17 protein-coding genes are annotated in these 19,525 nt (G+C 34.3%); 12 read left to right on the top strand and 5 right to left on the bottom strand.

Going from position 1 to position 19,525, the window contains the following annotated elements:
- Positions 1 to 65: 65 nt before the first annotated feature.
- Positions 66 to 1,490 (bottom strand): response regulator, encoded by a 1,425-nt coding sequence (locus ABWH96_RS15620; RefSeq protein WP_375578443.1) that lies wholly within the window; start codon positions 1,488 to 1,490, stop codon positions 66 to 68.
- A 44-nt stretch (positions 1,491 to 1,534) separates the two neighbouring features.
- On the opposite strand from ABWH96_RS15620, the gene ABWH96_RS15625 reads away from it, so the two are divergent.
- Positions 1,535 to 2,182, top strand: a complete 648-nt coding sequence (locus ABWH96_RS15625) for a response regulator (protein WP_375578444.1) — start codon at positions 1,535 to 1,537, stop codon at positions 2,180 to 2,182.
- Between the two features lie 30 nt (positions 2,183 to 2,212).
- Positions 2,213 to 4,489 (top strand): patatin-like phospholipase family protein, encoded by a 2,277-nt coding sequence (locus ABWH96_RS15630; RefSeq protein WP_375578445.1) that lies wholly within the window; start codon positions 2,213 to 2,215, stop codon positions 4,487 to 4,489.
- Here ABWH96_RS15630 and ABWH96_RS15635 read toward each other — a convergent pair.
- Together ABWH96_RS15635 and ltrA are read right to left on the bottom strand one after the other, a co-directional pair.
- A complete protein-coding gene (locus ABWH96_RS15635) occupies positions 4,462 to 5,331 on the bottom strand; it encodes a mechanosensitive ion channel family protein (RefSeq protein WP_375578446.1) in 870 nt (289 codons plus the stop codon). The two genes, ABWH96_RS15630 and ABWH96_RS15635, sit on opposite strands and share 28 nt — an antisense overlap.
- 84 nt (positions 5,332 to 5,415) lie before the next feature.
- Positions 5,416 to 6,696: a group II intron reverse transcriptase/maturase gene (gene ltrA / locus ABWH96_RS15640; RefSeq protein WP_375578447.1), complete on the bottom strand. Its 1,281-nt coding sequence runs from the start codon at positions 6,694 to 6,696 to the stop codon at positions 5,416 to 5,418.
- 837 nt (positions 6,697 to 7,533) lie between these two features.
- On the opposite strand from ltrA, the gene ABWH96_RS15645 reads away from it, so the two are divergent.
- From ABWH96_RS15645 to ABWH96_RS15670, 6 genes are all read left to right on the top strand, one after another.
- Positions 7,534 to 7,941: a hypothetical protein gene (locus tag ABWH96_RS15645; RefSeq protein WP_375578448.1), complete on the top strand. Its 408-nt coding sequence runs from the start codon at positions 7,534 to 7,536 to the stop codon at positions 7,939 to 7,941.
- 29 nt (positions 7,942 to 7,970) lie between these two features.
- On the top strand, positions 7,971 to 8,801 hold the full coding sequence (locus ABWH96_RS15650; protein ID WP_375578449.1) for a chloride channel protein: 831 nt from the start codon (positions 7,971 to 7,973) through the stop codon (positions 8,799 to 8,801).
- A 240-nt stretch (positions 8,802 to 9,041) separates the two neighbouring features.
- Positions 9,042 to 10,496: a potassium/proton antiporter gene (locus tag ABWH96_RS15655; protein ID WP_375578450.1), complete on the top strand. Its 1,455-nt coding sequence runs from the start codon at positions 9,042 to 9,044 to the stop codon at positions 10,494 to 10,496.
- A 72-nt stretch (positions 10,497 to 10,568) separates the two neighbouring features.
- Positions 10,569 to 11,333 (top strand): universal stress protein, encoded by a 765-nt coding sequence (locus ABWH96_RS15660; RefSeq protein WP_375578451.1) that lies wholly within the window; start codon positions 10,569 to 10,571, stop codon positions 11,331 to 11,333.
- 10 nt (positions 11,334 to 11,343) lie between these two features.
- Positions 11,344 to 11,901 carry a hypothetical protein gene (locus ABWH96_RS15665; RefSeq protein WP_375578452.1) on the top strand — a complete coding sequence of 186 codons (558 nt, stop codon included), beginning with the start codon at positions 11,344 to 11,346 and terminating at the stop codon, positions 11,899 to 11,901.
- 522 nt (positions 11,902 to 12,423) lie between these two features.
- Positions 12,424 to 12,924: a hypothetical protein gene (locus ABWH96_RS15670; protein WP_375578453.1), complete on the top strand. Its 501-nt coding sequence runs from the start codon at positions 12,424 to 12,426 to the stop codon at positions 12,922 to 12,924.
- A 105-nt stretch (positions 12,925 to 13,029) separates the two neighbouring features.
- Here the strand turns inward: ABWH96_RS15670 and ABWH96_RS15675 are convergent, their stop codons facing one another.
- Positions 13,030 to 13,314 carry a hypothetical protein gene (locus ABWH96_RS15675; RefSeq protein WP_375578454.1) on the bottom strand — a complete coding sequence of 95 codons (285 nt, stop codon included), beginning with the start codon at positions 13,312 to 13,314 and terminating at the stop codon, positions 13,030 to 13,032.
- Positions 13,315 to 13,340: 26 nt separating this feature from the next.
- Positions 13,341 to 14,528 (bottom strand): acyl-CoA dehydrogenase family protein, encoded by a 1,188-nt coding sequence (locus ABWH96_RS15680; protein WP_375578455.1) that lies wholly within the window; start codon positions 14,526 to 14,528, stop codon positions 13,341 to 13,343.
- Positions 14,529 to 14,650: 122 nt separating this feature from the next.
- Here ABWH96_RS15680 and ABWH96_RS15685 point away from each other — a divergent pair, with 122 nt between their 5' ends.
- The 4 genes from ABWH96_RS15685 to ABWH96_RS15700 are packed head-to-tail and all read left to right on the top strand — an operon-like array spanning position 14,651 to position 19,441.
- Positions 14,651 to 15,646, top strand: coding sequence for a tryptophan 2,3-dioxygenase family protein (locus ABWH96_RS15685; RefSeq protein WP_375578456.1), 996 nt, complete (start codon positions 14,651 to 14,653; stop codon positions 15,644 to 15,646).
- A 1-nt stretch (position 15,647) separates the two neighbouring features.
- Positions 15,648 to 17,483 (top strand): toxin-antitoxin system YwqK family antitoxin, encoded by a 1,836-nt coding sequence (locus ABWH96_RS15690; protein ID WP_375578457.1) that lies wholly within the window; start codon positions 15,648 to 15,650, stop codon positions 17,481 to 17,483.
- Between the two features lie 18 nt (positions 17,484 to 17,501).
- A complete protein-coding gene (locus tag ABWH96_RS15695) occupies positions 17,502 to 19,076 on the top strand; it encodes an NAD(P)/FAD-dependent oxidoreductase (protein WP_375578458.1) in 1,575 nt (524 codons plus the stop codon).
- Positions 19,073 to 19,441, top strand: a complete 369-nt coding sequence (locus tag ABWH96_RS15700; protein WP_375578459.1) for a CoA-binding protein — start codon at positions 19,073 to 19,075, stop codon at positions 19,439 to 19,441. The genes ABWH96_RS15695 and ABWH96_RS15700 overlap by 4 nt, the downstream gene beginning before the upstream one ends.
- Positions 19,442 to 19,525: the final 84 nt, after the last annotated feature.

The raw sequence follows: 19,525 nt of genomic DNA on the forward strand, positions 1-19,525 counted from the left end.
ATATATTATTTAACCCATTCGAATAAATATTGTTACAAGTACACGGAATTCTAACTTATTCTCTTTTATATAACTTTCTTTTTTAGAGGGATTTCAACAAATATCAAAGTACCCTCTTTTGACTCAATAGTCATTTTTCCAGAAAGGCTTTCCGTTCTTTTATGCATATTAAAAAGGCCGAAACTTCTATCAGAATTAAGCTTTTCATCTACATCAAAACCTTTACCATTATCCTCAATTGTCAGTTGTAAAATATTATCATGATGGGTCAACTGAACAAATACTTCTGATGCCTCAGCATACTTAATGATATTGTTTAATGATTCTTGTGTAATCCTAAAAAGGTTGTATTCAATATTGAGATCAGCAATTCTTTGTTCAAGATTAGTATATAAATTAAATTCAGTATGATCTATAGAGGAGTTGAGTTCATCAATCAATTCTTTTAGTGTAGCAACAAAGCCGAAATCCTCCACAGATTTAGGTATTAATTCGTAAGCAATACTTCTTGTTTCTTGTAAACCCTTTCGTAAAAATCTAACACCACTACGAAATTTTTCAAGCTCCTTTTCGGTAATTTGAATAGAATTTTGATCCAAAGACTCAAAATTCATCAAAGATATTGTAAGCGTTTGTTGCAGACCATCATGAATATCACGAGCAATCTTACTTTTTTGTCTATCCTCCGCCTCAATAACTGCTGACATTATTTTCTCCTCATGATTTACCCTATCAGTAATATCTTGACTGACCATCAAAAATCCACTTTGTTTATCTTTTGAATGAAGTGGCCCTATGACAGTAGAAAACCATTGAAAATTTTCGTAAAAATTAAATGCCCTGGTAATAATATTATGGTTTTTTTTTGTTTCAGACACCTTAGCCATTGTTTGTAGAAACTTTTTAAGTTCATCTTCGGGCAAGAAGTTCGAAATATTCTTCCCTACACTATCTGTGGTCAAGGCACTACTATCTTGATTAATTTCAAGAATATTTCCATCCATATCAGTATGAATTATTTGTGCAGGAACATTATTGGCAATAATCTTTAGTTTTTCAGTGGTTTCTTGCAATTCTTTAAAATAGAAATCTTTCTCCCTTAATGCTTTCACCATTTTATAAGCATTATCAATATCAAATTTTAGTCCATCATAATTGTCTGATTTCTCGTGAAATCGGTATATGTTCACCTTATTGATGGCCTGAAGCATTACATCTTGATTTACTACACCAGTTAAAAGAATTCTAGCCACCTTTGGTTGAATATTCTTAATTGCTTGCAAAAATTCAATGCCATCCATCATAGGCATGATTTGATCAGTCAAAATAACATCAACTTCATTATTTTTAAGATATTCTATGGACTTATTAGGATCACTAAACCCTAAAATTTCATAATAATCTTCTAAATTAGCCTCTAGGATAGCAAGATTAATTTCATCATCGTCAAGATAAAATACTTTTGGTTTTTGATTATTATTGTCTTCCATGATACATTTTTTACAGTTGTATAAAGTTATTATTATATTTCGGAATGATAAAAGTTTTATTAGTAGATGACCACCGTTTAATAAGAGACGGCATTCGGTTTTACCTTGAAAAGGATGGGCATGACATTTCGATTGCAGGTGAAGCTAGTGATGGCAAACAGGCATTAATTTTTTTACAGAATAATCCTGAAGTGGTAGATATTATGCTTACTGATATAAGTATGCCTGAAATGAACGGTGTTGAATTGGCAACAGAAGTGAATAAAAGTTTTCCTTCTGTTAAAATCATTGCACTTACTATGATTAAGGATAGTCAGTATGTAAAACAAATGCTACAAGCTGGAGCTTCAGGTTACCTACTGAAAAATGCAAGAGAAAAAGAAATTGTGGATGCAGTGAAAGCTGTTTATAATGGGGAATCTTATTATGCACAAGAAGCTACAAAGGCCATTATGGATTTCATGAGCAAGAAAAAACAAGACTCTGATGTGGTAGCTATCTCCAAAAGAGAAAAAGAAGTTTTAAGGTTGATAATTGATGAATTAAGTAATCAGGAAATTGCAGATAAACTTTTTATAAGCATAAGAACCGTAGAAGCTCATAAAAGAAATTTAATGGAAAAAACAGGTTCAAAAACCTTAGCTGGCTTGGTTAAATATGCTATCAACAATTTCTTATTCGAAGATTTATAATCAACATAACAAAATGGAAATGAGGTTTTTATGACAAAACTTATCAACTCAATAATATATTCATTTCCAATACAATTGATTTTGAATCACTTTAAGAAAAATCAATTGCTTTTATTATGTTGGGTATTATTATTCTCAGTAATTAATGGTGGCTTCGGTAAAAGTTTGGGTATCCCTTACCTTTTTCTATCCCCTGAATATTTAAATGAAGTTAATCACCAGAGCTATTTCATTGTTGGTTTAACTTTAGGTGGTTTAATTGTCGCTTTTAATATAGCAACTTATATTTTGGACGGCTATAAGTTTCATTTTATAGGGACCATTACTAAGCCTTTCTCTAAATTTTCATTGAATAACGCTATAATCCCACTTGCTTTCTTAATTAACTACATCATTCAAATCATAAATTATCAGATGATGTATGAGTTTATGGGGTTCTGGAAAGCTTTAACTTTAAGCATTACGTTGCCATTGGGTGTTTTTGTATCCATATTCATATTACAACTCTATTTTTGGTTTACTAATAAGGATTTTCGTGAAGTATTGGCAGAAAGAGTAGAAAAAAGAATTAAGAAACTTAAAATTGGAAGAATTGCTGCGGTAAAATATCATAAGGATTTAAAAAGTAAGCAGGCAAAAGTTGAAGGATTCCTAGATCTTAGGTTAAGATGGATTAGAGTCAGTAAAAAAAGTAACCACAAAGTTTTTAATGTAATTACTGGAATTTTCGACCAAAATCACTTGAATACCGTGATTGCGGAATTATTCATTTTTATAATTATTTTAATTCTCGGAGCTTTCCGCGATTACCCTGTCTTTCAAATACCTGCTGCTGCCAGTGCGGTTCTGTTTTTAAGTATTATTTTAATGGCTATTGGAGCTATAACTTTTTGGTTTAGATCATGGGCCATTACCGGAGCAATTGCCATCTTTTTCCTTATCAACTTTCTTACAACCAGAGAATTTCTAAGTAAAACTCATTTTGCCCACGGTTTAAATTATAATACTAAAGCAGTAAATTATAATCAAAAAAACATTGATAAACTTACGAATCCAAAAGCATTAGCAAAAGATAGAACTACAACCCTAGAAGTACTTAATAATTGGAGAAGTCAATTCAGTGAAAAACCTAAAATGATACTACTTACAGCAAGTGGTGGGGGTCAAAGAGCTGCATACTGGACCATGAATGCATTGCAAAAAGCTGACAGCATTACAAATGGAAATCTATTTAAGCATACTGTGAGCATTTCTGGTGCTTCAGGTGGGTTAATTGGTGCTGCGTATTTTAGAGAATTGAAATACATGCAAAAGAAGGGTCAAACACTCAACGTCTATAACCCAAAGTACCTTAACAATATTGGAAAAGAAGCCCTTAATCCCATTATTTTTAGTCTTTTGACTAATGACATTTTTATCCGATATCAATCTTTTGAGTATGGAGGATATAGTTACCCAAAGGATAGAGGATATGCATTTGAACAAAAACTAAATAATAATTTAGAAGGCGTTCTAGATAAACGATTAAGCGACTATAAAAATGCAGAACTAAATGCAGAAATTCCTATGCTATTCTTAGCTCCAACCAGTGTAAACGATGGAAGGAAGCTATATATAACACCCAATAGCAGCTCCTATATGTCCAGTAAATCAATCAGAGATGATTCTTTGAATGCTCTTATGGATAATAGAAGTATTGACTTTTTAAGAATGTTCAAAAATCAGGATGCTAAAAACTTAAGTTTTATAACAGCACTTCGAATGAGTGCATCTTTCCCTTATATTACGCCTAATGTGAATCTTCCAAGTGAACCTAGTCTGGAAATTATGGATGCGGGATTAGCTGATAATTTTGGAGTGAGTGATGCCGTTTTATTTTTATATAACTTCAAAGATTGGATAGCAGAAAATACATCTGGGGTCATCATTTTAACTATTCGAGATTCTAAAAAAGCCGCAATAATCGAGAAAAAACAAAATTTATCTATACTCGAAAAACTATCTACCCCAATCAGCAATATTTACAATAATTGGTCGAATGTACAGGACACTCGTAATGATTTATTAATTGAATACGCTTCAGAATGGTTTCAAGGAGACTTAAACCATGCTATGCTCACTTATGATGCCGGAGTTGCCTTTTCAGATGACAGCCTTGATAAAATGAAACATATTGAAGAAAGAGCATCCTTAAACTGGAGACTAACAGGCAGGGAGAAATATAACATCAGAAATGCTATCAATAGTATAGAAAACCAAAAGACATTATATTGGCTAACTCAATCATTAGAATCATCGGCTGATTGATGCAAAACCAATCTTGTTTTAGGTAATGCATCAGGATATTTTTTTTGAATAAAGACTAGCATTTTTTCCCTCACCAAACATCTTAAATCCCATGCTGTGGGTGAATCCTTTGCTGACATCAACATTCTAATTTGCATAGTTTTTTCAGTACAATCAGTTATTTGAAGTACTTGCACGTTTTTATTCCAAAGGTCAGTTACAGCCAAAATGGATTCGAATTCTCTTCTCAATTCATCTATTGGTACGGTATAGTCCGTATACAAAAATACACTCCCAATAATATCTGTTGAATTTCTTGTCCAGTTTTGGAAGGTTTGCTCTGTAAAATAAGTGATAGGCAGAACTAATCTTCTTTGATCCCAAATTCTTACCACCACATAAGTTAAATTTATTTCCTCAATCCAACCCCACTCCTTTTCAACAAATACTGCATCGCCTATTTTAATAGGCTGAGTAAAAGCAATTTGAATGCCCGCCAATAAATTCCCGATGGTTTTTTGTGCCGCCAAACCGATAATAATACCCGCAACTCCTGCTGAAGTTAAAAAAGTAGCACCATATTTTCTTACGCCATCGAATTGTAATAAAAACAAACTTAAGCCTATCATGACAATTAGAAAAATGATGATCTTCCTAACAAATATTACCTGCGTTATTACTTGTCTTTGCTTGAGATTATCTGATTGGTTTACATTAAATTTTTGATTGAGAACATCCTGCAAAAAATAAACTAAACGAACCGCTACAATCGTAAATGAGGCTATGATTAAAGATTCTGTTATCAACAACAACCATTCCGTTAGATTTTTGTGCAATTCAAAGCTCGGAATCAAATTATGCATAATTAATCGAGTAGACGGCCGTGAGCCATAAGCCCACGGTGCGCCTCTCACACCACTGTACGTACGGGTCTCGTATACAGCGGTTCATTGAATGACTACTTGCGTCCTTAAGTAATAGGAAAGCATTGATTCATACCCTTTTCTCCTAAGTCTTGACAAAGTGATAGTGGTGATCAAGATTGGACTTTGGGCTACTGCCCAGCCTCCTTTTCTCGTCCTGCTCCATGCGTATGCCTGGCCTTTATCAATCCCTAAGCGAATTAAGTTTTTACGTTTTCTCTCTGGCTTTTTCCAGTCGTGCCAAATACAATATCGAAGTCGGTTCCTTAGCCACTCATCGAGGGCTTTGAGCTTGACTTGTATGCTCGCTAGGCGGTAATTGTTTACCCACCCCCTGCATATTTCTGCCAATTTCTTGAGACGTTCTTCAAATTTGTAGGGTCTGGTTTTCTTGGTAATCCCTTTGAGTTTACGCTTGAGCGAACCCCAACTGCTTTTCTTTGCTACCAATTGGTACTTGCCTTTATCACCTTTCTTGTAAGTAGGTACAAACCCGTGACCAAGCAACTCAAAGTTGCTCGGTCTTCTGATTCCGCTTTTCTCCCTATTGATAGGTAGTTTTAGCTTACTTTGTAAAAACAAATAAACCTCATTCCCTATCCTCTTGGCTTCTGCTTTTGATTTCGTGTATATACTGAAATCATCTGCATAGCGGACGTATCTGTATCCTTTTCTTACAAATTCCTTGTCCAGCACATCCAACATAATATTGGATAGTAATGGACTAAGGGGTGAACCTTGCGGCATTCCTTTCCTACGCTTCATTAGCTTCCCGTTAATTAATATCGGGGCTCTAAGCCATTTGCGGATTAACCTCAAGGTAGTACGGCATTTGACCTTTTGGTAGAGGAGTTCCAGTAGGACAGCATGGTCTACTTCATCGAAAAATCCCTTAAGGTCTATGTCCACTATGTCCTGATATCCATCATTGATGTACTTCAAGGCTTGTGTCACTGCCTTATGGATATTCTTCTCTGGTCTAAACCCGTAGCTGTGGTCTGCAAAGTCAAGTTCATACTTGCTCATCAACACTTGGCTAACGGATTGTTGCAGCCACCTGTCTGTTACTGTGGGAACTCCCAACAGTCTTACTTTACCATTGCTTTTGGGAATCTCAACACCTCTGATAGCTTGCGGTACATAGCGATGGTTCAGGATGTCGGTCAATATCCTGTCCCGATTAGCCTCAATATGTGAGGTTAATTCCTGGACTGGCATGCCATCTACTCCTGATGCTCCTTTATTGCGCACCACTTGGCGGTACGCTTTGAGCAGATTCTTACGCTTAAGTACTTGTTCTATCATATGCGTTAATCTGTTACAAGCTGTTTGCTTAAGGATAGGCTACCCACAATTAGCGGACTCCTATCCGAATTAAAACAGCATTCAATGTTCGGTCCTTCATTGACTTGTGAGGCTTCCCTGCTTTGCAAGGCTCGTTGCTGTCAATTACTATGACCTCTGCTGACTTCTCTTTGATGTTCCAGACATCTAGAGACCTCCCTAGGTAAGGCACTTATCTTTCTCCCTATTTCTGCTACATCTACTCAATACCACTGACAGCACGGCCTTTGCAATGATGTGCTTGCTCGACCACGGTTGTTGAGCCTCCGTATGTAGTTTCTGTTCGTCAGAACAGGGATTTGCCGTTTGGCTTCCTTCAGTCAATGAATCGCTTCAACCGACCTTGCCACTTGCTAGTATGCTTCGCTGCTCGCATACAAGGGACTTGCACCCTCAAGATAATCTGAGTATCTTTCAACTCGTGCCATGCTAGGCACACACATGGGGATGAACAAGAATATACTACCATTAAACCGGTTTTCCAGTAAACTAATGAACTCTGTATCATCCTTTTTATTGAGCAAGAAAAGTGTTTTAAAAAAAGTATAGCGAATTATAATCCCAATTACAATTGATATGGCCGTGAATAATAACAGCCTAACATACGGTTGTTCTATTCCAAACGAATTTAGATACTCAATCATCGATTCCCATTACTACTTTATATTGTTAAAATTTATTTCGGTGCAAGTACAATTTTCCTAAGATAGCCTGTCAATTTTCAGAATCAAAAAATTTTAAAGGTCATCTAAGTTTTTATTGATATAATTGCAACGAATAAAAAATCAAAACCAAATTTTGAAACTGAAAAGAAGAAGGAAATTAGTAAAGTATTTAAACATTTTAGATCAACCGATCAGGTTTAATCCTTTCGTTTTTAGTCGGATTTTTTTATTATGGGCTCTACTCGGATTAATAGGTGGGGTAATTGCTGGTGTTTATTGGATTACACTTGAATTTCTAACTCACAAATTGACGGTTTTTAGTGATTGGCAAGTAATCCCTGTAATGGCAATTTGTGGGTTTTTAGCAGGTCTCATAATTCACTTGATTGGTGATCCTGGAGAAATACATCTAATTGTAAATAATATTCGGTTCAATAAAGGGAAGCTTGACCCTAAAAACAACCCTTCAATGATACTTTCTTCTTTATTATGTGTTGCTTCGGGAGGAAGTCTTGGCCAGAAGCCCCTTTGGTACAAGTAACTGGTTCCACAGGCTCTTGGATAGGGAAATTGTTTCGGCTTAAAGGTGAAGAATTAAGATCATTAAGTATTGCTGGAATGGCATCAGGTTTTACTGCTTTATTTGGTGCTCCTTTGGGTGGTAGTTTATTTTCGTTGGAAATACTTCACCATAAACACGCAGTTGAATATTACAAAGCAATCATTCCCGCATTTGTGGCTAGTTGTTTTAGTTACCTAGTATTCGCCTTAATTATCCATTTAGGACTTGGGCCAATATGGGATTTATCAGCCTATGAGTATTCCGGGATTTTTGATTTTGGGTATGCCGTTTTGTTTGCAATGATTGGGGTTGTTTTTGGGTGGGGATTTATTTTTTGCACCAAATTATTCAAATCAATTTTCAAAAAAAGACCAATCCCTATTTATATCAAAACTTTAATTGGTGGGATTTTACTTGGTATCATTGCCTTTTATTTTCCAATAACCCGATACTTTGGACACCATGAAATTAACGAACTATTAGCAAGTGATTTTTCATTGACCTTACTGTTTGCTATTCTGATTTTTAAAATTATAGCCATTTCAATAACCGTGACTTCGGGTTGGAGAGGTGGATTTATTATTCCGCTATTTTTCGTAGGTGCAACGTTAGGTATAATCATTCACCAGATTTTCCCAGTTATTAATCTTTCATTGGCAATTGTAAGCTGTATGGCAGCTATTAATGCCTGCGTTACGCGAACTCCTATGAGTACAACCATTTTATTAGCAACACTAACAGGATTCGGACATTTCATTCCAATATTGTTTGCTAGTTTAACCGGATATTTTTTGGCTCCAAAAATACCTTTTATAAGCTCACAGATGAAGAGTGAATAATATGAAAGATAAATTAATTCCTTTAGTTTCAGACTCCATAAATTAATTAACTTCAGAATACTTTTACGCTAAATAAAGCTATCGTTTAAAATTCTTTAACTTTACGAAAAAGAGCTTAATAAAAGCTAAAATCATATTATTTTTTAGTGTAATGCTACAATTAAATGTATTAAATATATCGTCACAATTCCTGCAAAGAACACGTACATTTGAGAAACCAAAATTAAGATTTTTAAAAAAATGAATTTAACTATTGAAAACATAGTATTAGTTGGCTCACTCTTGTTATTTATAAGCATTATTGTAGGCAAGACTTCTTATAAGTTTGGAGTTCCCACCTTATTACTCTTCCTTATGATTGGAATGATAGCAGGTTCAGACGGACTTGGAATCGAATTTGATAATCCTGAAATCGCTCAATTCATTGGTATTATATCGCTTAACTTTATATTATTTTCGGGTGGTCTAGATACCCATTGGAAATCTGTTAAACCAATTTTAAAAGAAGGAATCGCATTATCGACCTTGGGCGTATTACTCACAGCAATTTCACTTGGAACTTTTGTTTGGTTGCTAACTGATTTTACGATTTACGAAAGCATGTTATTAGGTTCTATCGTTTCCTCAACAGATGCAGCAGCTGTATTTTCAATTTTACGTTCAAAAAGCCTTGCGCTTAAAACCAATCTTAGACCAACCCTCGAATTGGAAAGTGGTAGTAATGACCCGATGGCCTACGTATTGACTATTGCATTTCTGACCTTGGTAGTCAATCAAGACCAGACAATTGCCTCCATCATCCCTCTATTTCTCCAACAAATGATTTTAGGGACTGTTGCAGGTTTTGTATTTGGAAAAATCAGCAAATTCATTATCAATAAAATTAAGCTTGACTTTGAAGGTCTTTATCCTGTCTTGGTAATTGCTTTGATGTTTATTACATTCTCTGCAACAGATGCCGTTGGGGGTAATGGTTTCCTTGCCATTTACATTTGCGCAGTATATCTAGGAAACCAAGACCTTATTCATAAAAAAACCATTCTAAAAATGTTTGATGGTTTAGCTTGGCTAATGCAAATTGTGCTATTTCTTACACTGGGCTTACTTGTTTTCCCTTCCGAAGTCATTCCTTATTTAGGAATAGGAATGCTTATTTCATTGTTTCTAATTTTAATTGCTCGTCCAGTAGGGGTCTTTCTCAGCTTAATATTTTTCAGAATGAAAATGAGAAGAAGATTTTACATTTCATGGGTTGGCTTGCGTGGAGCAGTACCTATCGTATTTGCAACATATCCACTATTAGCAGGTATTGAAAAAGCCAATATGATTTTTAATATAGTATTTTTTATTTCAGTTACTTCCGTCCTAATTCAAGGAACTACTCTATCCATAGTAGCCAAATGGTTGCATGTGGCCTTACCAGAAAAGGTGAAACCTATTTCTGCTATCGATAGGTTTATATCTGATATTCCTAAAAATGCTATGAAAAAAATTAAGTTAAATTATGATTCAAATGCAGTAGGTAAAAAAATAGTTGAATTAGGGTTTCCCAAAACAGCAATAATTTCAATGATTGAAAGAAATGATAATTATACTATTCCTACTGGCGCCACAATTTTGGAAGAAAATGATATCTTAGTAATTCTTTCTGAAAATGAAAAAAGTATTGAAGAAGTTGAACAATGTCTAGAATAATTTTATTGAGCCACCATTATGACTAAAAGATTTATAATACTTGTTGACTTTTCAGAATATTCAACCAATCTCATGAAATTTGCTTGCGATTGGAGTTTGAAAACAAATGCAGAAATTCATCTAGTGCATCAAACTTTAGTTGCTCTACCAGCATTAACTGATAATCAAAGCAGACAACAAATTACGCAAGAGATCAATAATGAAGCCTTGAAAAAATTGAAAGGACTTACAAAAGATTTGATTCCTAATTCTATAAAAGTTACTTTTTCAGTTTCAGAGCGTAATTTGTATAATGTTTTACAAAAGCTAGTAGCTGAACCATTTGATAATTTAATTTTTACTGGACTGAAAGGAACAGGTTTACTCAAAAAAATATTAATGGGCAGTGTAGCACTAAAAGTCATTGATACTATACAGAATATAGTGGTGGCTATTCCTAAAGAACTAAGCAGTTTTTCACAAGAAAAAATATTTATAGCGGTAACAGAGAAGCATCCATTAAACATTCCGGAATTAAATCACTTTTTAAATTTCATAGATAACGATAAATCAAAAATTACTTTTTTTCATTTGGCTAAACCCAAAGAAAAAACAGAGAATATAGAAAACCATCTTAAAGATTTACAAGTATTATTCTCAGATAGATTTGATGCTAATTATAAAATCTTTGAAGGTGAAAACCCTTTTAAAGATATTAAGAAAGTTATAAATAGCAATATTGATGAATTGTTAGTTGTTCAAAAAGGTTCACGATTGTTAACAGACCAGCTTTTCAGGAGATTTTTAATTAATGAATTAGTATATGAAGGGCAAACACCCTTGATTGTTTTACCGTAAAACAAGGATTATGACAGACCCAACTTTACAAATGTATTTGCCTGCCTTTATGGTCATAGCAACTTGGTTAATTGTTTTTTGGAAGCAGTTTAGAAAAATATCTAGAATTCCAGAACCAGAACCTACTACCCAAAAAATAGTTGAATACAATCGCTTAAAACGCATCAGTCTGATTTTTTGGATTATCTTTTCTCTGTTTGGTGTGATGACCCTCATTTATTCTCTAGTACCTGAATTTTATTTTGTATTCTTACCGCTAGATATATTCCATCATCCTTTAATAAATGTAATAGGTTTATTAATAATGAAAATTGCTATTGTGTTAATAGTGGTTGCTCAAGTCCATATTGATAAAGAAATATATAAGTATTCACGTAACATTGAAAGTTTATCAGCAATGGAGCTTGTTCGATATTCTGAGAAAATGCTACTTACAGGTATGTTAGTTCTATTCGTTGGCTTTTTCACTACCATTACCAACATCATCGGTCTCCTACTAGTAGTGACGGGAGTTATCATTTATCTAAAATTATTTTTCTTTAATCCACCGCATCAACTTCAAAATTGAATAAATTTATTAGTCTATATTTGTTACGTGAAAGCGAATAGTATCAGAATTTTTAGTGTAATATGTTTAATGACGATTTATTGTTTTTCAATAGGCGTTGTTACAAATTCCTTTACATATTCTGATTTTCAATCCAACAAATTTTCTTCTTCACAAAAAAAAATTGTATCAGATTTTTCAACCAATCTGTTTCTTCATGCTTCTCAACATGAAAGTTCGGTTAATAACTTAAATAATTTTCCAGCCCCAACATTCAAGAACCATTCCCATGAAAATTGGGCTATAGCCAAAGCAACTGAACAGCTTTTTAATACGGAATTTTCTCAATACATCACATCCTTTTCGAGAAATATTTTAATAAACCATAGAAAATCTAACCTCATTTTTCCCTTTCAATATTTTTGGTAATTTATTTCTTCATCACTCAATATTATTCAATTGAACGATAAGGAATAATTATGAAATGTTTTGCATGTCAGCAAAACACATTTACCACTTTTAGAACACTTAAATACCAAAAGAATGGAATTAGATTGGGGAACAGCCATAATCGGCTTTGCTGCATTAGTTATATGCGCTATACCTTTTGTTTTTGATTATAGAAATAGAAATAAGAAAACAAAACACCTTAAATTATCGCTTACTAAACTCGCTGAAAAACATAATTGTGAAGTGAATCAATATGAGCTATGCGGTAATTTTATTTTAGGAATAGATGAAAACAGGAACTTTCTTTTCTTCTTTAAACAACCCAAAACAGAAGAAGGAATTTCTCAATATATTAACCTTGAAGAAATTCAGAAATGTGAGGTTGTTAAGAAAACAAAAACTGTAAAAACCGACACTGAAAATCTTACAATTGTTGAACGTGTTGAAATGAGTTTCATACCATCAAACAAAAACAAAGCAGAACAAAAAATTGAATTGTTTGACAAGGAAAAGAACATGCAATTAAACGGTGAATTACAATTCGTTGATAAATGGTCAAAACAAATTAACAAGCATCTTAAATCCAAAAAGTAAATAAAAAACAGCCCTTTAGATACTTAAAAGGGCTGTTTTTCCAATAATTCAAAAATATTCAATTTCGGTAAGCTTTAATAAAATCCACCCCTAGCTTAAGGTAGGTTAAAGTTTATCTTTTGTCTGATTAATAATATCTTTAAAAGCTTCTGTGGAAGAGAAGAAAGCATCGCTTAACTCCTGAGCAGCTATATCTCCAAAATTTTCCACTCTGGTATATTTTTCTTCCAGCTCACTTTGAAGTTTTTCCAGCTTCTCCAAATTTTCTGAAATCTCTTCCTTTCTATCTGCTTGCGCGTTTCTTGCTTCTGCTTTTAAAAGCTCAAATTCTGTCTTTAATTCATTTATTTTCTCTGTAGAAGAGTTCTTAAATTCCTCAAATTTTTCCATTAATCCGTTTGATTTAAATTAAAAAATTATTCAAATGCTGGAATACCTGTAATCTCTTTTCCTAATATCAACAAGTGAATATCATGTGTACCTTCATACGTTATAACGGACTCTAGGTTTGCCATATGTCGCATCATAGGATAGTCTCCTGTGATTCCCATACCGCCATGAATCTGTCTGGCTTCCCTTGCAATATTTAATGCCATCTCTACTGCATTACGCTTTGCCAAAGAAATTTGAGGCGTGCTTGCCTTACCCTCATCCATCAATTGAGCCAGTCTATAGTTCAATAACTGAGACTTGGTAATCTCCGTCAACATTTCAGATAACTTCTTCTGAGTTAACTGGAAAGAAGCAATTGGCTTACCGAATTGAATACGCTCTAATGAATATCTTCTAGCTGAATCATAACAATCCATTGCCGCACCGATAGCTCCCCATGCAATACCAAACCTGGCAGAATCCAAACACTTCATTGGTGCTCCTAATCCTGACTTCCCTTCCAATAAATTTTCTTTAGGAACTTTTACGTTATCGAATACTAATTCTCCAGTAGTGCTTGCTCTTAATGACCATTTCCCATGAGTCTCTGGCGTTGTGAATCCTTCCATTCCTCTTTCTACTATCAATCCATGGATTCTACCTGATTCATCCTTTGCCCAAACTACTGCTACATCGCACTTAGGAGAATTGGAAATCCACATTTTAGCTCCATTCAAAAGATAATGATCTCCTTTATCTTTAAAATTTGTAGTCATGCCACTTGGATTAGAACCATGGTCTGGCTCCGTTAATCCAAAACTCCCCAGCCATTCCCCTGATGCTAGCTTGGGTAAATATTTTTTACGCTGAGCTTCATTTCCAAATGCATAAATCGGATACATCACCAAAGAGCCTTGCACGGAAGCGGTAGAACGCATCCCTGAATCACCTCTTTCAATTTCTTGCATAATAAGTCCATAGGAGATATAATCTAATCCCCCTCCCCCATATTCTTGTGGTATTGTGGGACCAAAAGCCCCAACATCACCAAATTTCTTTACAATCTCATAAGGAAAATGAGCATTTTGTGCCCACTCTTCAATATTCGGACTGATTTCCTTTTTTACAAAATCTCTTATTGATTGCCTGATCAGTTTATGCTCTTCTGTTAGTAATCCATCTAAAGCATAAAAATCAGGTGACTCAAATTGATCGGTTGATTGATTAGTCATATATATTTAGTCGTTTTTATTTTTGTAGCTTTGTTAGCTCAATTGAATAACGCAAATTTAAAAGTATTTTCAACAATCCTTCAAAAAAGGTGAAAATTGCCAAAACACATATTTTTTAACTTATGAACAAAGATCATATCAATAAAAGTTTAGAAAAACTGAATCTTAAGTACCAATCAATGGGACAAGATTTGTCAGCCTATCTGGACGGATTACTTTTATCCAATTATACCACCTATTGGGATTATATCAATGTAGATACTTTATTGACCTTACAAAAACCCAAAACTGACTTCCCTGATGAAGAAATATTCATCATGTATCATCAAATTACAGAGCTTTATTTCAAAATGTGCTTAAATGAAATGGAGCAAATAGCCAACAACGGACAAATTATTGGTGAAAATGGAGAAGATTTAGGCTGGAATGAAAAATTAGATGTTGATTTCTTCATTAGAAGATTAAATCGCATGAACCGCTATTTCGAAACCCTGACCCAATCTTTTGACATCATGGTGGAAGGAATGGAAAAAGAACAATTTCAAAGGTTCAGAATGGCGCTTTTACCCGCAAGTGGTTTCCAATCTGCTCAATACAGGCTAATAGAATTTGCCTCCACACCATTAATCCAATTGGTAAGGAGGGAAAAGAAAAATGACTGCAAAGATGCTTCAATTGAGGAACAATATGAGCATATCTATTGGAAACAAGGTGCAACTGAAGTAGAAACAGGACAAAAAACCTTGACTTTAGAGCAATTTGAAAAAAAATACAAAAATGAATTTATCACTTGGATAAAACGTTTTGAGCAAAAAAATATCTATCAAAAATATTTATCATTAGATAAGGAATCAAAAAACAATAAAGAGCTGAAAGAAGCCATGAGGAATTTTGATTTAAATGTGAATGTTTTTTGGCCATTAGTTCATTATAAATCTGCAGTTAGGTATTTACAAGAAAAAAATAAAAATATAGCTGCTACTGGCGGAACAAATTGGCAACAATATTTGCCCCCTAGGTTTCAAAAACGTATATTTTTCTCCGAATTATGGTCAGATCAGGAAAAAGAAGAGTGGGGAAAAGGTTGGGTAATAAAACAAATTTTTGGAGAAGAATAAAATGAAGTTACTTTTCAGTGTCATGTTGATTCTAACCCCTTTTATGCTTTTTGCACAAAGCAAGGAGGTAAAAGTCTATTTTGATGATGAAAGAGAACATTTAAAAGAGCGTTATTTTGTTAAAGATTTAGATCCCAGCATCCTTTACGGATCTTATGAATCCTATTATATTTCAGGTGAGCTTAAAAGTAAAGGACAATACATTGATAATGAAACCTATGGTCAATGGAAATACTACTATGAAAGCGGAAAATTAAAAATGCAGGGGCAACTCAAGAATAATTCCAACCATGGTTTATGGTATTATTACTTTGAAAATGGAGAGCTCCGAATGGAAGGAAGAATTTATGACGGACTACGCCAAGGAGATTGGAAATATTATTATGAAACTGGCATTTTAAAAAGTGAAGGCGAATATGTGGACGACATCAAAAATGGGCTTTGGTCTTATTATACTGAAACAGGAGGTTTAAAAGCTAAGGCTATTTACAAAAAAGGGGATGGAATTTATAAGGAATTTTACTCAAATGGGAATTTAAAATCTGAAGGTTTTATAAAAGACGAAAAAAGTGATAGCCTTTGGCGAAATTATTATAAATCAGGTAGCTTAAAATCAAAAGGTAAATACTCAGAAGGTGCCAAAGAAGGAAATTGGGTTTACTTTTATGAAGATGGCACTATTTCCGGAGAAGGTGATTATATCGATAACTTAAGTCATGGAAAATGGGTTTACTATCACCCAAATGGGCAAATAAGTGCTGAAGGAGCTGAAAGAGAAGGAAAAAAAGAAGGATTTTGGAAACTCTATTTCGAAGACGGAAGATTGAAAGGTGAGGGAGTTTATGATGGAGGAAGCGGAGATTATAAAGAATTTTATGAAAGTGGAAAATTAAAATTAAAGGGAGCAGTAGTAAATGGCAAAAGCCAAGGAAAATGGGAATATTTTTATGAGTCGGGTGAAAAAGAAGGAGAAGCAGAATTTGAAAAAGGCAAAGGAGAATATACTGGATATTACCTTAATGGTGACAAAAAAATGAAAGGTACTATTGAGGAAGGTGTTAAAGTAGGTACCTGGGAATTATATGACAGCAAAGGAGAATTAGCAGGATACTACAAGCCGATTTATGAAGACTATGAACCATTATTAAGAACCGCTAAGAATAAAAATGAATTTTCAGGAAACAGTCCACAATACACCAAGCCAGACTATCGCTATAAATCAAAAGGGAACTCATACTTTAAATCAAGAAATAATGATTTCCCAACGTTAATACTACAAGCAAATCCTTTTAATATGCTTTTTGGTGATTTACAAGTTTCCTTAGAGTATAATATCCAGCAAAGGATTGGTTATGAACTTTTATATCACACCTTTAGAAATCCGTTCTTTGTCAATTCCTTAAACTTACGAGCAGGCGATAATTTTTTCGAAGGTTTCGGTTTCAGTTTCCGTCAACGCTTTTACCATAAGGACACAAAATTGGGAATGCCCTATTTTGGCCATTCTATATCCTATACCAATGTAGATCGATTTAAATATTATGAAGATATTAATCAGCAGGATGTTGTTTCAGCAGAAATGAATGCACAAGGTGTACGCTATGGCCTTTTAGTTGGAAGTAGAATTTTACAAAATTTGAATGACAATGGATTCACATTTGACATCAACTTAGGCATTAATTTCAATTACTATTTCTATGGAGAAGTAAAAAATGAAGGCCAGAAAAATGAAATTTTTGATGAATTAATCCAAAATCCATTTCAAATTCAACCCATTGTGGGGCTTTCTTTTGGCTACGTTTTTAAGCTTAAGAATGTAAAAACCCTAAATCCATAGCTCTTATTCAAATAAATAATGATAGAAAAAGAAGTAGTTCTAAAGCCAGAAGAGGCTTTCAACGAAGAAGAGGTTTTGGCAGTTATCCAGAAAAAGCTAGGATTAAAATCTGAGCAAAATTTCAGAATTGCCAAACGTTCCATTGATGCCCGTTCAAAGGAAGTGAAAGTCCGCATAAAAGTAGATATCGCAGACAATGAAGCACTCCCAAAAAGAATAAATTATAAAATTGAGGACTTGCCTAATGTTCATGATGCCAGCCAATCCGCAGTAATTATTGGCGCAGGGCCAGCAGGATTATTTGCTGCCTTGAGATTAATTGAATTGGGATGGAAACCCATTATCCTAGAAAGAGGAAAAGATGTAAGAGCCAGAAGAAGAGATTTAGCCGATATCAATAAAAAGCATATTGTAAATCCTGAAAGTAATTACTGCTTTGGTGAAGGTGGTGCAGGCACTTATTCAGATGGAAAACTCTACACTCGCTCCAAAAAAAGAGGTGATATCTATCGAATATTAGAAATATTGGTTGCCCATGGCGCCAAAGAAGACATCATGATCGATGCCCATCCCCATATTGGCACGAACAAACTGCCTAAAATTATTCAGAATATCCGCGAAAGCATTTTAATGCATGGTGGCGAAGTTCATTTTGATACAAAAGTGACAGGCTTTAATCTTGAAAAGAATGAGCTTAAATCTATTTCTACAGCTGATGGTCAGGAATTTAAAGCTGATGCTTTTATCTTAGCAACAGGTCATTCTGCAAGAGATATATTCTATTTATTGCATGAAAATAAAATCTTGATTGAAGCTAAACCTTTTGCTTTAGGTGTAAGAGTAGAACACCCACAAAAAGTTATAGACCAAATTCAATATAAATGTGAGGATAGAGGGCCTTATTTACCGGCCTCTTCTTATGCTTTAGTGCATCAGACTTATTTCAAAGATAAACAGAGAGGTGTTTTTTCCTTTTGCATGTGTCCTGGTGGTTTTATAGTTCCTGCCGCTACTGAAAGTGGCGAGGTTGTTGTAAATGGAATGAGCCCTTCAAGAAGAGATTCTCGATTTGCTAATTCAGGAATTGTGGCGGCAATTGAGCTGGAAGATATGCAAGAATATGAACATCTAGGTCCATTGAAAGGCTTAGAATTGCAAAAATCAATAGAACAAAACGCCTGCAAAATTGCAGGAAACACTCAAACTGCTCCTGCTCAAAGATTAATTGATTTTACTCAAGGACAGATGAGTAAAGATTTACCCGAAACTTCTTATCAACCTGGACTACATTCCGCCAGAATGGATGAAGTTTTACCTCCATTCATTGCAGAAAGATTAAAAACTGCTTTTAAGGCATTTGGCAAAAAAATGAAAGGCTATTTTACAAATGATGCTATTATTGTAGGAGTTGAAAGTCGAACCTCCTCCCCTGTCCGTATCCCTAGAGATAAAGAAACGTTAGAACATACAGAAACCAAAAGACTTTTCCCGTGCGGAGAAGGTGCAGGCTATGCTGGAGGAATAGTTTCAGCAGCTATGGACGGAGAAAGATGTGCGGAAAAAGTGGTAGAACTTTATAAAATCAAATCATGAGCAAAAAGACTGTAATCATAGGTGCTACTACCAATCCTTCAAGATATGCGTATTTCGCAGCAGATAGATTAACTAATGCTGGACATGAAATTGTACCAGTTGGAATTAAAAAAGGTGAAGTTTTTGGAGAAGAGATTCTGGATATCAGAGAAGCTCCAAAAGTGGAAGATGTAGATACTATTACCCTTTATTTAGGTGCTAGACACCAACCTGAATATTATGATTATCTGCTTAGCTTAAATCCCAAAAGAATCATTTTCAATCCAGGAACTGAAAATCCTGAATTGGTAAAGCTAGCTAATGAAAAAGGGATAGAAACTGAATATGCTTGTACTCTAGTGATGTTGGGCAGTGGAGTCTATTGATTTAAACTAAGGAATTAAAAAGAATAATTTGCACTTTTTATAGTAAATTAAATTACCAATAAATTTTCTCTGTTAAGATAATTA

It is taken from the genome of Marivirga tractuosa (assembly GCF_042140215.1).
In the GTDB taxonomy this organism is placed as follows: Bacteria; Bacteroidota; Bacteroidia; order Cytophagales; family Cyclobacteriaceae; genus Marivirga; species Marivirga tractuosa_A.

Coding starts and splice junctions, on each gene's coding strand:
- ABWH96_RS15620 (WP_375578443.1), bottom strand. CDS start 1,490: ATGGAAGACAATAATAATCAAAAACCAAAAGTATTTTATCTTGACGAT.
- ABWH96_RS15625 (WP_375578444.1), top strand. CDS start 1,535: ATGATAAAAGTTTTATTAGTAGATGACCACCGTTTAATAAGAGACGGC.
- ABWH96_RS15630 (WP_375578445.1), top strand. CDS start 2,213: ATGACAAAACTTATCAACTCAATAATATATTCATTTCCAATACAATTG.
- ABWH96_RS15635 (WP_375578446.1), bottom strand. CDS start 5,331: ATGCATAATTTGATTCCGAGCTTTGAATTGCACAAAAATCTAACGGAA.
- ltrA (WP_375578447.1), bottom strand. CDS start 6,696: ATGATAGAACAAGTACTTAAGCGTAAGAATCTGCTCAAAGCGTACCGC.
- ABWH96_RS15655 (WP_375578450.1), top strand. CDS start 9,042: ATGAATTTAACTATTGAAAACATAGTATTAGTTGGCTCACTCTTGTTA.
- ABWH96_RS15660 (WP_375578451.1), top strand. CDS start 10,569: ATGAAATTTGCTTGCGATTGGAGTTTGAAAACAAATGCAGAAATTCAT.
- ABWH96_RS15665 (WP_375578452.1), top strand. CDS start 11,344: ATGACAGACCCAACTTTACAAATGTATTTGCCTGCCTTTATGGTCATA.
- ABWH96_RS15670 (WP_375578453.1), top strand. CDS start 12,424: ATGGAATTAGATTGGGGAACAGCCATAATCGGCTTTGCTGCATTAGTT.
- ABWH96_RS15675 (WP_375578454.1), bottom strand. CDS start 13,314: ATGGAAAAATTTGAGGAATTTAAGAACTCTTCTACAGAGAAAATAAAT.
- ABWH96_RS15680 (WP_375578455.1), bottom strand. CDS start 14,528: ATGACTAATCAATCAACCGATCAATTTGAGTCACCTGATTTTTATGCT.
- ABWH96_RS15685 (WP_375578456.1), top strand. CDS start 14,651: ATGAACAAAGATCATATCAATAAAAGTTTAGAAAAACTGAATCTTAAG.
- ABWH96_RS15690 (WP_375578457.1), top strand. CDS start 15,648: ATGAAGTTACTTTTCAGTGTCATGTTGATTCTAACCCCTTTTATGCTT.
- ABWH96_RS15695 (WP_375578458.1), top strand. CDS start 17,502: ATGATAGAAAAAGAAGTAGTTCTAAAGCCAGAAGAGGCTTTCAACGAA.
- ABWH96_RS15700 (WP_375578459.1), top strand. CDS start 19,073: ATGAGCAAAAAGACTGTAATCATAGGTGCTACTACCAATCCTTCAAGA.